Below are 13,148 nucleotides of genomic sequence, written 5' to 3' on the forward strand. Positions count from 1 at the left end.
GCCCATGTCCGAAGACAACATCCTCACGCCCGGCGGCTGGATTCGCGGCCGCCTGGTGCACGAACACGGCAAGGTGGTCGCCATCGAAGGCACGCCATGCGACCCGAGCGACAATGACCTGCCCTACCTGCTGCCAGGCTTTATTGACCTGCACGTTCACGGCGGTGGCGGCAAAGACATCATGGAAGGTACCGACGCCTTCGAGACCATCACCCGCACCCACGTGCGCTTTGGCACGACCTCGCTGCTGGCTACCACCATGACAGCGCCGGTGGATGAAATCTCCCGCGTGCTCGGCGAACTCGGCACGTTCTGCGAGCAGCGTCCTACAGGCAGCGCCCGGGTCCTCGGCGTACACCTGGAAGGCCCCTACATCAACCCGGGAAAACTCGGCGCGCAGCCCAACTTTGCCCACACCGCATTGATGGCCGAAGTGGAAGCCTACCTGCGCCTGGCGCCGATCCGGGTGATCACCATCGCCCCGGAAATCGCCGGCCACGATGCCTTGATCCGCGCCCTCAGCGAACGCGGCGTGCGCATGCAAATCGGCCACACCCTGGGCAGCTACGAAGAAGGCGTCGCTGCCCTCGCCGCCGGCGCCACCAGTTTCACGCATTTGTATAACGCCATGAGCCCGCTGCATCACCGCGAACCCGGCATCGTCGGCGCCGCGTTGGCCCACGCCAAGTACGCAGAATTGATCCCGGATTTGCTGCACGTGCATCCCGGCGCCATACGCGTGGCGCTGCGCTCGATCCCGTGCCTGTACTGCGTCACCGATTCCACCGCCGCCGCCGGCATGCCCGACGGCGAATACAAGCTGGGCAGCCACACCGTCACCAAATGCCTGGGCGGCGTGCGCCTGGCCGACGGCACCCTGGCCGGCAGCACCCTGACCATGGACCAGGCGCTGCGCAACCTGGTGAAAATCGGCCTGCCCATCAGCGAAGCCTCACAACGCCTGTCGCAGTTTCCTGCGGACTATTTGGGCCTCGAAGAACGCGGGCGCCTGCAACCCGGCAGCTTTGCCGACTGCGTGCGTTTGGACCGCTCCCTGACACTCACCGACGTAATGGTCGAAGGAGAAACCATTGACTTCAAAAATGCTTGAAGAGGCCCTGGCCTCCTGTGACGCCGTGGAGGCACAACTGCAGCGCCTCAACCCGATGCTGGAGGAAGTTGCCGGGCGCCTGCGCCGCCAGCCACCGCAAGTGGCGATGACCGTCGCCCGTGGCAGTTCGGACCATGCCGCCAGTTACTTTGCCTATCTGGCCATGCAGCATGTGGGCATTCCGGTGGCGTCGTTGCCGATGTCGGTGGTGACCCTGCTGCAAGCGCCGTTAAAGGTCAGCGGCCAGGTGGCGTTCGGTTTCTCCCAGTCGGGGCAAAGCCCGGATTTGGTCAACAGCCTGCGCCTGCTGCGCAAACGCGGGGTTTTGAGCATTTCGATGGTCAACGCCGAAGACTCACCACTGGAAGCCGCGTGTGAATTCCATGTGCCACTGTGTGCCGGGCCGGAGCAGAGTGTCGCCGCGACCAAAAGCTTTATCGCCACTTTAAGCGCCAGCGCGCAGTTGATCGGCCACTGGAACCAGGACCTGTTGCTGCTGCAAGCCTGCCAGGCCTTGCCCGACGGTTTGCGCGAAGCCGCCACCCAGGACTGGACGCCTGCCATCGAAGCCCTGCGCGGCAGCCAACGCCTGATAGTGATCGGCCGTGGCGCCGGTTTTGCCATCGCCCAGGAAGCCGCGCTCAAGCTCAAGGAAACCTCGGCAATCCAGGCCGAAGCCTTCAGCAGCGCCGAGGTGCGCCACGGGCCGATGGCCTTGATCGATGAAAACTACCCACTGCTGGTGTTCGCCCCACGCGGCGCCGAACAAGCCGGGCTGCTGAGCCTGGCCGCCGATATGCGTCAACGCGGCGCCCGCGTGCTGCTGGCCGCGCCGGACGATATCGTCGAACGCGACCTGACCCTGAGCCGCGCCGAACACCCGAGCCTGGACCCGATCCTGGCGATCCAAAGCTTCTACGTGATGGCCGCAGGCCTGGCGGAGGCCCGGGGCATGGACCCGGACCAGCCGCGCCACCTGAGCAAAGTTACCCGCACTCACTGAGTCGCGTTTTCCTGATGAGTACCGTGCCCATGTCCTACAACAATAATGAATTGACCCTAAGCGCCCCACTCAGTGGCCCGGTGCTGAGCCTGGGCAACGTTCCCGATGAAGTGTTCGCCAGTGGCGCCATGGGCGACGGTATTGCCATCGACCCGTTGAACGACTGCCTGCACGCGCCCTGTGATGGCGTGATCATCCACGTTGCGCGCACCGGGCATGCACTGACGATTCGCGCCGACAACGGCGCCGAAATGCTGATGCACGTGGGCATCGACACCGTGGAATTGAACGGCGAAGGTTTTGCCCTGCTGGTCAAGGAAGGCGCACGGGTGAGCCAGGGCCAGGCGTTGGTGCAGTTTGATCTGGACCGCATTGCGCGCCAGTGCAAAAGCCTGGTCAGCCTGATCATCCTGACCAATGGCGAGGGTTTTGAGCTACGGCCGGTGGCAGGAAAAATCGTCAAGGTGGGTGAGCCGTTGCTGCACATTGTTGCGCGCTCGGCAGCGCCGTTGCAGGCGGCTGTGGATAACTCGGTCACCGAAGTGCGTGCCAGCGTGCGCATTACCCACCGTGGCGGCTTGCATGCCCGCCCCGCCGCGCTGGTGCGCAAGGCCGCGCAAGGGTTCAACTGCCATGCAGAGCTGCACTTCGCCGGCAAGTCGGCGCCGTGCGACAGCCTGATTGGCTTGATGGGGTTGGGCATTGGTGAAGGTGATGAAGTGCGCATCACCTGTCGCGGCACGGATTGCGAGGCGGCGCTGCAAGCGTTGGTGGCCGCACTCTCGGTTGCAGTGAGTGAAGAACACCACGCGCCGGTAGCCGTGGCTCCGCGTCGGGCGAACACCGAAGCCGGCGTGTTGCAAGGCGTGTGCGCCGCGCCCGGCCTAGTCTGTGGGCCGCTGTTTCGCCTCACCGGTATCGAACTGCCGCAAGACACGGGCAAGCATGTCGCCGACGAACAGCTGCAGCGCCTGGACACCGCGCTGGAGCACGTGCGCGGCGAAATCCGCAGCACTTTGGAACATGCACGCCAACGCAAGAACGTCGAAGAAGAAGAGATCTTCGCCGCCCACCTGGCGCTGCTGGAAGACCCCACCCTGCTGGACGCCGCCACCGGTGCCATCGAGCAAGGCAGCGCCGCCACCCACGCCTGGCGCGATGCGATCCAGGCGCAATGCGCGGTGTTGCTGGCGTTGGGCAAACCGCTGTTTGCCGAACGTGCCAACGACCTGCGCGACCTGCAACAACGGGTGCTGCGCGCGCTGTTGGGCGAAACCTGGCACTTCGAATTGCCGGCCGGCGCGATTGTCAGCGCCCATGAACTGACCCCCTCCGACCTGCTGCAACTGAGCGCACAAAACGCCGTGGGTATTTGCATGGCCGAAGGCGGCGCAACGTCCCACGTCGCGATTTTGGCCCGAGGCAAAGGCTTGCCCTGTGTGGTCGCGCTGGGCGCCGAAGTGCTCGACGTGCCCCAAGGCCAACGCGTGGTGCTGGACGCGGCCAACGGTCGCCTGGAACTGGCGCCCAGCGACGCGCGCCACGCCGAAGTGCACCAGATTCGCGATGCGCAAAAACTGCGCCGTCAGCAACAACAGGCCCAAGCCCGGCAAGCGGCGCACACCCGCGATGGCGTGAGCATTGAAGTGGCGGCCAATGTCGCCTCCAGTGCCGAGGCCCAAGTGGCGTTTGAAAACGGCGCCGATGGTGTAGGCCTGCTGCGCACCGAATTCCTGTTTGTCGACCGTCGCACCGCGCCGGACGAGCAAGAGCAGCGCCAGGCCTACCAGGCCGTGCTGGATGCCATGGGCGACAAGTCGGTGATCATCCGCACCATCGACGTGGGCGGCGACAAACAGCTCGACTACCTGCCGTTGCCGGTTGAGGCCAACCCGGTGCTGGGCCTGCGCGGCATTCGCCTGGCCCAGGTGCGCCCGGACGTGCTCGACCAGCAACTGCGCGCGCTGCTGCAAGTGTCGCCGCTGGCGCGTTGCCGCATCCTGCTGCCGATGGTCAGCGAGGTGGATGAACTGCTGCAAATCCGCCAGCGCCTGGATGAACTCTGCGCCGAGCTGGAACTGACCCAGCGCCCGGAACTGGGGGTGATGATCGAAGTGCCCGCCGCTGCGCTGATGGCCGAACAACTCGCCGAACACGCGGACTTTTTATCCATCGGCACCAATGACCTGTCCCAGTACACCCTGGCCATGGACCGCGACCACGCGGGCCTCGCCGCACGGGTGGATGCCTTGCACCCGGCGCTGCTGCGCTTGATCGCGCACACCTGCGCAGGCGCCGCCAGGCATGGGCGTTGGGTGGGTGTGTGCGGCGCCCTGGCGTCCGACCCGCTGGCCACGCCGGTGCTGGTTGGCCTGGGTGTGAGTGAACTGTCGGTCAGCCCGCTGCAAATCGGAGAAATCAAGGACCGCGTCCGCCACCTGTACGCGGCGCAATGCCGGCAATTGAGCCAAGACCTGCTCGACCTGAGCAGCGCCAAGGCCGTTCGCCAAGCCTGTCAACACCACTGGCCGCTGAGCTGAAAACAACAAGAATAGGGAGACACGCCATGTACCAACATTTCATCGAAGGCCTGCAACGCCTCGGCCGTGCGCTGATGCTGCCGATCGCGATTCTGCCGATCGCCGGCCTCTTGCTGCGCCTGGGCGACACCGATCTTTTGAACATCGCGGTGATGCACGATGCCGGGCAAGCAATTTTCGCCAACCTGGCGCTGATCTTCGCCATCGGTATTGCCGTGGGTTTTGCCCGCGACAATAACGGCACGGCGGGTTTGGCCGGGGCGATTGGTTACCTGGTGATGATCTCCACGCTCAAGGTGATGGACACCACCATCAACATGGGCATGCTCGCCGGTATCGCCAGCGGCTTGATGGCCGGTGGGCTGTATAACCGCTTCAAGGACATCAAGCTGCCGGAGTACCTGGCCTTCTTTGGTGGGCGACGGTTTGTGCCGATTGTCACCGGGTTTTCGGCGGTCGCTCTGGGGGTAATCTTCGGCCTGATCTGGCCGCCGATTCAGCACGGCATCAACAGTTTCGGCGTGCTGCTGATGGAAAGCGGCAGCTTTGGCGCATTCGTGTTTGGCGTGTTCAACCGCCTGCTGATCGTCACCGGCCTGCACCATATCCTCAACAACATGGCGTGGTTTGTGTTCGGCAGCTTTACCGACCCAACCACCGGCGCCATCGTCACCGGCGACCTGACCCGTTATTTTGCCGGCGACCCGAAAGGCGGCCAGTTCATGACCGGCATGTTCCCGGTCATGCTGTTCGGCCTGCCCGCCGCGTGCCTGGCGATGTACCGCAATGCACTGCCGGAACGGCGCAAGGTCATGGGCGGGATTTTCCTGTCGATGGCGCTGACGTCCTTCCTCACGGGCGTGACCGAGCCGATCGAGTTCGCGTTCATGTTCCTTGCGCCGTTTTTGTACCTGATCCACGCGGTGCTCACCGGCCTGTCGATGGCCGTGACCAATATGCTCAATATCCACCTGGGCTTTACCTTCTCCGGTGGTTTTATCGACATGGTGCTCGGTTGGGGCAAGTCCACCAATGGCTGGCTGGTATTGCCGGTGGGGTTGGCTTACGCGGTGATCTACTACAGCGTGTTCAACTACTGCATTCGCCGGTTCAACCTGAAAACACCGGGGCGTGAAGACATCCAGGTGGTGCAGGCTGAGGTGATGACGGATAACCAGCGGGCCACGGCTTATATCCAGGCACTGGGCGGTGCAGAAAACCTGCTGAGTGTCGGCGCGTGCACTACACGTCTGCGCCTGGACATGGTGGATCGCAACAAAGCGGTGGATGCGCAGTTGAAAGCACTGGGCGCCATGGCCGTGGTTCGGCCGGGTAACGGCGGGAGTTTGCAGGTGGTGGTGGGGCCGATGGCCGACAGCATTGCCGATGAGATTCGCCTGGCGATGCCATCGTTTGTTGCCAGTGCGCCAGTGGCCGCCCAGCCTGTGGATAAGCCGGTTGCAGTGAATGTGCAGGAAGCCGAGAAGTGGCTGAGTGCCTTGGGTGGCCGCGCGAATGTGCGCCAGCTGGAAGCGGTAGCGATGACCCGGTTGCGGGTGGAGCTGGGCGATGATTCAGTGCTGTCTGAAGCGGACCTGACTGCGCTGGGTTGCCAGGGTGTGAGCCAACTGGACAGCGGGGTTTGGCATTTGTTGATTGGTGACAAGGCCACTGGATTGGGTGAAGCACTGGAGCGACTGGTTACCCGCCCAATCAACGCCTGACCGATCGTTCCCACGCTCTGCGTGGGAATGCCGCCCCGGACGCTCCGCGTCCAAGCCGTCGCGCATGGCTCAAGCCCTGCACAAGGGTGACGCGGAGCGTCACAGGATGCATTCCCACGCGGAGCGTGGGAACGATCAATGTGGGAGCTGGCTTGCCTGCGATTGGCCCTTACAGGCGCCTGATTACTTCTGCTCAGGCACCTCAAATAGATCCAACACCCGATCCACCATCAACTGAATACCTTCCAGCATCCGATGAATCCCCAGCACCGCATCACGCTGCGGGCCGTCGATGTCAAAAGCCAGATTGCCTGCCAGTGCTTGAAGTGATGCCAGGTCTTGGGAGGCATTGGCGAGCAGGGTTTCGCTGTTCAGGTTGGGGAGTACGGAGAAGATTTGATCGGTGGGCTGAGAATCAGATGGGGGATTTGGACTGTCTTTGATCATGGTGTGTTTCCTAGTGAGAGTTTAGGAACTACCAGCATCACTTGCAGATGATGGGTGGCAGCTGTGCGCGGGCCTGCAAGACCGAGTCCCACCAGCACCTCGGTAGACCCGAAGGTCTCCCGCACACAGCCGCCATAAATGACGACCATGAAAAAGCGCCGCAATTATAAAGGCGCTTAGGAGTAACTGGTGAGCTTTCGGCGGGCTTGCAGTCCCGATCGCTGAATTGGCAGCGACTGGCAAAGGTTAATAAGGTGAGTTCCTAGGGACAACCTGAAAGCCCTGTGGGAAATCTCCGAGACTTGAAGATATCGCAGACAATAAAAAACCCGGTCCAAGCCGGGTTCTTTGTTTGTAATCTACGCCTAAGCAGACGCCGCACGCTGTTCGGCTTCGTAATGGCGAGTCTGGAAAGGCATCAGCGCTTGAGCCTTCAAACCCAGCCCCTCACTCAACCCCCAAGACACCGCCAGTTCATCACGACGGCTGCGCAGCGCAACAGCGCCTTGTGGTTGCACGTTTTGCTTGGCAGCAGAAGCCGAAAACAATTCGAGCGCCTTTAACGCTTCCATCACCCGGGAATCCGTCGCACATGAAAAGCGCGTGAAGCGCTCAAGCAAGTAACCTGCGCGGCGAACCTCCACCTCACTGGAATGTGCCTTAAGAAAAGCCCTCACCTCGCCCACAAGGTTCGCGTCCGAGTACCAAACCGCTTTTGCTGCACAGACAAGCGCCGCATCATCAGCCTGATTCAAAGGGCTTTTGACCAGCGTATCCAAGGCGGATGAGAGGACGGGCGCGTTAAAAGGCTTCGTCAACTTCAGTCTCCAGGTAGTCGTGCAGAATATTGGTCAGAATGGATACAGGTGATTCTTTGTTGCCAACATACATATCAATCGCCTGCAATGCCAATCGACGGAACTCAGTGGCAAGGATAAAGCCTGCCCTGAGCAACGCCATGATGTCGCTTACATCCTGATCCGTAGCTCTGCCCAATTTGGAGATCGCAATATCGATACAGACAACGCGCCAACTGTGGGAGCTGGCTTGCCTGCGATTGGCCCTTACAAACAGCAAAAAACCCGCTGACCAAACCGGCCCAGCGGGTTTCTTGTATTCACAACTCAACCATCACTTCGCCGCAATGCACTCGATTTCCATGCGGGCATCCCAGGCGAGCTGGTTACCGCCGAAGGCGCTGCGAGCCGGGTACGGCTTTTTGAAATACTCTTTGTACACTTCGTTGAAGGCTGGCCACTCTTTGATATCGGCCAGGAACACGGTGCACTTGACCACATCCTTGAGCTCGTAGCCGTTGGCCGCCAGCGTGGTTTTGATGTTTTCAATCGCCTGGCGCGATTCCGGTACGATGCCGCCTGGCACCACTTTATCGGAGCCGTGAGCGTCGCCGATTTCACCTGCGGTGTAGAACACATTGCCTACTCGCACGCCGTCGGAAAACGGCAGGTTAAAACGCCCCGAATCGTAGAACTGGACGTTACCCTTGGCCTCGGGCTTACCGGCCCACGCGCCACCGACGCCAACCAATAAGGCCGCCAGCGTACCGCCTGCAATCCACTGCACTATCTTCATGAAAGGACACCTTGCTGCTGGGTCTAAGCCCTGGACATCCACACGCTCACGTATGCGGGCGCGCTGTCTCTGGCTCTCCAGCCCAGCAGCACACTATCCGCCCTGGCGACAGCGCCTCTGTAAGGGCTTTCCGGTTTCTGCGCTCAGAAATCCTTACCCAAAAGGCTTTATTCCAGGCACAAAAAACCCGCTGTCCGTCATGGCCCAGCGGGTTTTGTATTTCACAGCCGGCACATCAAAAGTCCGCCAGCTGCCACACCTCATAAGCCGGTGTTTCATACGGATGGCTCAGCTTGAGCGCAGCCACAACCGCCACAATCAACTCATCGGCCACCACCAGCTCAACCTTCCATTCTTCAACCACTTCAACCTGGCCCACCTGCCCGATAAACGGCTGGCTGCCGTCCAACGCGCGGAATTGGCCCTGGCCCAGCACTTGCCAGGCGCAGCTGTCGTAGTCGCCGATACGCCCGCCACCGGCTGCGAAGACGGCGGTTTTCACCGTCTCCACATGGCTGGCGGGCACAAAGAAGGCAAGCTTGTACACCGCCTTAGTTCACCCACACGCGAGCGTTGCGGAACATGCGCATCCAGGCGCCGTCTTCGTTCCACTCTTCCGGGCGCCACGAGTTCTGCACGGCGCGGAACACACGCTCCGGGTGCGGCATCATGATGGTCACGCGGCCGTCGCGGCTGGTAAGGCCGGTGATCCCGCGCGGCGAGCCGTTCGGGTTGGCGGGGTAGCTTTCGGTGACCTTGCCGTGGTTGTCGACGAAACGCATCGCCACGCAACCGGACAGGTCGGCTTCGAGCAAGGCTTCTTCGCTGGAGAATTCCGCGTGGCCTTCACCGTGGGCGATGGCGATTGGCATGCGCGAACCGGCCATGCCTTGCAGGAAGATCGAGTTGGACTCTTGCACCTGCACCATGGCAACACGGGCTTCGAACTGCTCGGAACGGTTGCGCACAAAGTGCGGCCAGAACTCGCTGCCCGGGATCAGTTCGCTGAGGTTGGACATCATCTGGCAACCGTTGCACACACCCAGAGTGAAGCTGTCGTTGCGCTCGAAGAAGCCCTGGAACGCATCACGGGCACGGCTGTTGAACAAGGCCGATTTGGCCCAGCCTTCACCGGCACCCAGCACGTCGCCATAGGAGAAACCGCCGCAGGCGACCAGGCCTTTGAACTCATTGAGGTCAACGCGACCGGCGAGGATATCGCTCATGTGCACGTCGATCGCATTAAAGCCGGCACGGTCGAACGCGGCCGCCATTTCCACCTGGCCGTTGACACCCTGCTCACGCAGTACGGCAACTTGTGGGCGAATGCCTTTCTTGATGTAGGGCGCAGCGATGTCCTGGTTGACGTCGAAGCTGAGCTTGGTGCTCAGGCCCGGGTTGTCTTCTTCCAGGATCACGTCGAATTCCTGCTCGGCGCAGTCGGCGTTATCACGCAGGCGCTGGATCTGGTAGCTGGTCTCGGCCCACTGGCGTTGCAGCAAGCGACGCTGGCCGGCAAACACGGTATCGCCATTGAACGAGATGTTGATTTCGCCATTGTTGATCGGCTGGCCGATCACCGCCACGCAGTCGTCCAGGCCGGCGGCGCTGAATTGAGCGAGTACGTCTGGAGTCGCGTCCTGGCGAACCTGGATCACCGCGCCCAACTCTTCGTTGAACAGGATGCCGTTGATTTCGGCGGCATCCTCGGCAACGCTGTCGAGCACGATGTTCAAGCCGCAGTGACCGGCAAATGCCATTTCGACAACGCTGGTCAGCAAACCGCCGTCGGAACGGTCGTGGTAAGCCAGCAGGTGGCCGTCGGCGTTCAGGCCCTGGATCACGGCGAAGAAGGCTTTGAGGTCTTCGGCGTCATCCACGTCCGGCGCGTGCTTGCCGAGTTTGCCGTGGGTTTGCGCGAGGATCGAGGCGCCCATGCGGTTCTGGCCACGGCCCAGGTCGATCAGGATCAGATCGGTGGTGCCCTTGTCCATGCGCAGTTGCGGGGTCAGGGTCTGGCGGATGTCGGTGACCGGTGCAAAACCGGTCACGATCAGCGACAGCGGCGAGGTGACGCTCTTGTCGGTGCCGTCTTCGTTCCAACGGGTGGCCATGGACATGGAGTCCTTGCCCACCGGAATGGTGATACCCAGTTCCGGGCACAGCTCCATGCCGACAGCCTTGACGGTGTCGTACAGGCGCGCATCTTCACCTGGGTGACCGGCAGCGGACATCCAGTTGGCCGACAGCTTAATGTCGGACAGCTTGCCGATGCGCGATGCGGCGATGTTGGTGAGGGTTTCACCAATGGCCATACGGCCCGACGCCGGGGCGTCCAGCAGGGCCAGCGGCGTACGCTCGCCCATGGCCATGGCTTCACCGGTGTACACGTCAAAGCTGGTGGCGGTGACGGCAACGTCGGCCACCGGCACTTGCCATGGGCCAACCATTTGGTCACGGGCCACCAGGCCGGTGATGGTGCGGTCGCCAATGGTGATCAGGAAGCTTTTGCTCGCCACGGCCGGGTGGTGCAGCACGCGTTCGATGCTGTCGGCCAGTTCCAGCGTGCTTGGGTCGAAGTCATCGCCCAGCTCGGTTTCGCGCACGGCGGAGCGGTGCATACGCGGGGCTTTGCCCAGCAGCACTTCCAGTGGCATGTCGACCGGGCTGTTGCCGAAGTGGCTGTCGGTGACCGTCAGCTGTGGTTCGGCAGTGGCTTCGCCGACCACGGCAAACGGGCAACGCTCACGTTCGCAGATGGCCTGGAAGCGTGCGAAGTCTTCAGGGCCAACGGCCAGTACGTAGCGTTCCTGGGATTCGTTACTCCAGATTTCGTGCGGGGCCATGCCCGGCTCGTCGTTTGGAATGTTGCGCAGTTCGAAACGGCCACCACGGTCGCCATCGTTGACCAGCTCGGGGAAGGCGTTGGACAAACCGCCGGCGCCGACGTCGTGGATGAAGCTGATCGGGTTCTTGTCACCCAACTGCCAGCAACGGTCGATGACTTCCTGGCAGCGGCGTTCCATTTCCGGGTTTTCGCGCTGTACGGAAGCAAAATCCAGGTCTGCCGAGCTGGTGCCGGTGGCCATGGAGGATGCTGCACCGCCGCCCAGGCCGATCAACATCGCCGGGCCGCCGAGGACGATCAGCTTGGAGCCGACCAGAATCTCGCCTTTCTTGACGTGTTCTTCGCGGATGTTGCCCATGCCGCCGGCCAACATGATTGGCTTGTGGTAACCGCGCACTTCATCGCCACGCGGGGTGGTGATGGATTGTTCAAATGTACGGAAGTAGCCGGTGAGTGCCGGGCGCCCGAACTCGTTGTTGAACGCGGCGCCGCCCAGCGGGCCTTCGATCATGATGTCGAGTGCGGTAACGATGCGCTCAGGCTTGCCGTATGGCACTTCCCACGGCTGTTCAAAGCCCGGGATCTGCAGGTTGGACACAGTGAAACCGGTGAGGCCAGCCTTTGGCTTGGCGCCACGGCCGGTGGCGCCTTCGTCACGGATTTCGCCGCCCGAACCTGTGGCTGCGCCCGGGAACGGGGCAATCGCGGTCGGGTGGTTGTGGGTCTCAACCTTCATGAGGATGTGCACCGGCTCCTGCACCGCGCCGTACTGGCGGGTTTCAGGGTCCGGGAAGAAACGGCCGGCAACGGAGCCGACGATCACCGAAGCGTTGTCCTTATAAGCCGACAGAACGCCTTCGCTGTGCATCACGTAGGTGTTTTTGATCATGCCGAACAGGCTTTTTTCCTGGCTTTCGCCGTCAATGTCCCAACTGGCGTTGAAGATCTTGTGACGGCAATGCTCGGAGTTGGCCTGCGCAAACATCATCAGTTCGATGTCGTGCGGGTTGCGCTTCAAGCCGTTGAAGGCGTCGACCAGGTAGTCGATCTCGTCTTCGGCGAGCGCCAGGCCCAGTTCGGTGTTGGCCTTCTCGAGGGCGGCGCGGCCACCGCCGAGCACGTCAATCGCGGTGAGCGGCTTGGGCTCGGCGTGGCTGAACAGGCCGGCGGCCTGTTCCAGCTGGCTGACGATGATCTGGGTCATGCGGTCGTGCAGGCTGCTGGCGATCAGCTCGGCTTCAGCGTCGCTGAACTGGCCAGCCACATAGAAGGCGATGCCACGCTCAAGGCGCTGGATGCTCGACAGGCCGCAGTTACGGGCGATGTCGCTGGCCTTGCTCGACCAGGGCGAGATGGTGCCGAACCGCGGCAGAACCAGGAACAAGCGGCCGGTGGGCTCTTGAACGGGAACGCTGGGGCCGTACTTCAGAAGGCGTGCGAGCACTTGCTGTTCGTCGGCGGTCAAGACGCCGGTAACGTCGGCGAAGTGAGCAAATTCAGCATACAAGCCTGTAACCGCTGGAACCTTTTGGCTCAGTTGCTCAAGGAGTTTGCTGTGGCGAAAGGCAGAAAGGGCAGGAGCGCCGCGCAGGATCAACATCTTCGGGACAGCCTCGGGAAGGGGGTGTGCTTTGAGGCCGTGCATTCTAGCGTAAACCTGCGCCAACGGCACCCGAAACGGCACGGCTGGCCGCTGCCGAACGTCAGTTGGCAGCGATTGCACGCTTTCGGGGCGAAATCCTGGGGTTGGCGCGCAGTTATTTTAACCGTCACAAACCCTCGCGAACCCACGTTTCTGCGGGCTGCAGGCAGGTTTTGCGGGTGCTAGCAGACAAGTCCGCTGCTGTCGAGATATGGCGCCGAGGGCCGTTTGCGTATACTG

10 protein-coding genes are annotated in these 13,148 nt (G+C 62.0%); 4 read left to right on the top strand and 6 right to left on the bottom strand.

Translation table 11 applies throughout. From position 1 onward, the window contains the following. Positions 1–4 precede the first annotated feature (4 nt). Genes nagA through nagE form a run of 4 tightly spaced genes read left to right on the top strand, consistent with a single transcriptional unit; the run spans position 5 to position 6,378 of the window. Positions 5–1,111 carry an N-acetylglucosamine-6-phosphate deacetylase gene (nagA, locus tag ASE80_RS09645; RefSeq protein ID WP_056858706.1) on the top strand — a complete coding sequence of 369 codons (1,107 nt, stop codon included), beginning with the start codon at positions 5–7 and terminating at the stop codon, positions 1,109–1,111. Next, a complete protein-coding gene (locus ASE80_RS09650; RefSeq protein WP_056858707.1) occupies positions 1,104–2,114 on the top strand; it encodes an SIS domain-containing protein in 1,011 nt (336 codons plus the stop codon). The genes nagA and ASE80_RS09650 overlap by 8 nt, the downstream gene beginning before the upstream one ends. Positions 2,115–2,143: 29 nt before the next feature. Next, positions 2,144–4,654: a phosphoenolpyruvate--protein phosphotransferase gene (gene ptsP / locus ASE80_RS09655; protein ID WP_056858708.1), complete on the top strand. Its 2,511-nt coding sequence runs from the start codon at positions 2,144–2,146 to the stop codon at positions 4,652–4,654. 26 nt (positions 4,655–4,680) lie between these two features. Further along, entirely contained in the window at positions 4,681–6,378 is a 1,698-nt protein-coding gene (gene nagE / locus ASE80_RS09660) for an N-acetylglucosamine-specific PTS transporter subunit IIBC (protein ID WP_056858709.1), read from the top strand. A 183-nt stretch (positions 6,379–6,561) separates the two neighbouring features. On the opposite strand, the gene ASE80_RS09665 is transcribed toward nagE, so the two are convergent. The 6 genes from ASE80_RS09665 to purL all read right to left on the bottom strand — a co-directional run bounded on the left by ASE80_RS09665 (position 6,562) and on the right by purL (position 12,866). Beyond that, entirely contained in the window at positions 6,562–6,825 is a 264-nt protein-coding gene (locus ASE80_RS09665) for a DUF6124 family protein (protein ID WP_056858710.1), read from the bottom strand. 365 nt (positions 6,826–7,190) lie between these two features. After that, positions 7,191–7,643 carry a hypothetical protein gene (locus ASE80_RS09670; RefSeq protein ID WP_056858711.1) on the bottom strand — a complete coding sequence of 151 codons (453 nt, stop codon included), beginning with the start codon at positions 7,641–7,643 and terminating at the stop codon, positions 7,191–7,193. Continuing rightward, complete coding sequence (locus tag ASE80_RS09675; RefSeq protein WP_236708820.1) at positions 7,627–7,953, bottom strand: hypothetical protein; 327 nt, start codon at positions 7,951–7,953, stop codon at positions 7,627–7,629. Before ASE80_RS09675 ends, ASE80_RS09670 begins: the two co-directional genes overlap by 17 nt. 3 nt (positions 7,954–7,956) lie before the next feature. Beyond that, a complete protein-coding gene (locus ASE80_RS09680) occupies positions 7,957–8,418 on the bottom strand; it encodes a Rid family hydrolase (RefSeq protein WP_081321567.1) in 462 nt (153 codons plus the stop codon). 235 nt (positions 8,419–8,653) lie between these two features. Continuing rightward, positions 8,654–8,965, bottom strand: coding sequence for a hypothetical protein (locus tag ASE80_RS09685; protein ID WP_056858712.1), 312 nt, complete (start codon positions 8,963–8,965; stop codon positions 8,654–8,656). Positions 8,966–8,969: 4 nt separating this feature from the next. Then, a complete protein-coding gene (purL, locus tag ASE80_RS09690) occupies positions 8,970–12,866 on the bottom strand; it encodes a phosphoribosylformylglycinamidine synthase (RefSeq protein WP_056858713.1) in 3,897 nt (1,298 codons plus the stop codon). Positions 12,867–13,148: the final 282 nt, after the last annotated feature.

It is taken from the genome of Pseudomonas sp. Leaf15 (genome assembly GCF_001421425.1).
GTDB classification, from domain to species: Bacteria; Pseudomonadota; Gammaproteobacteria; order Pseudomonadales; family Pseudomonadaceae; genus Aquipseudomonas; species Aquipseudomonas salomonii.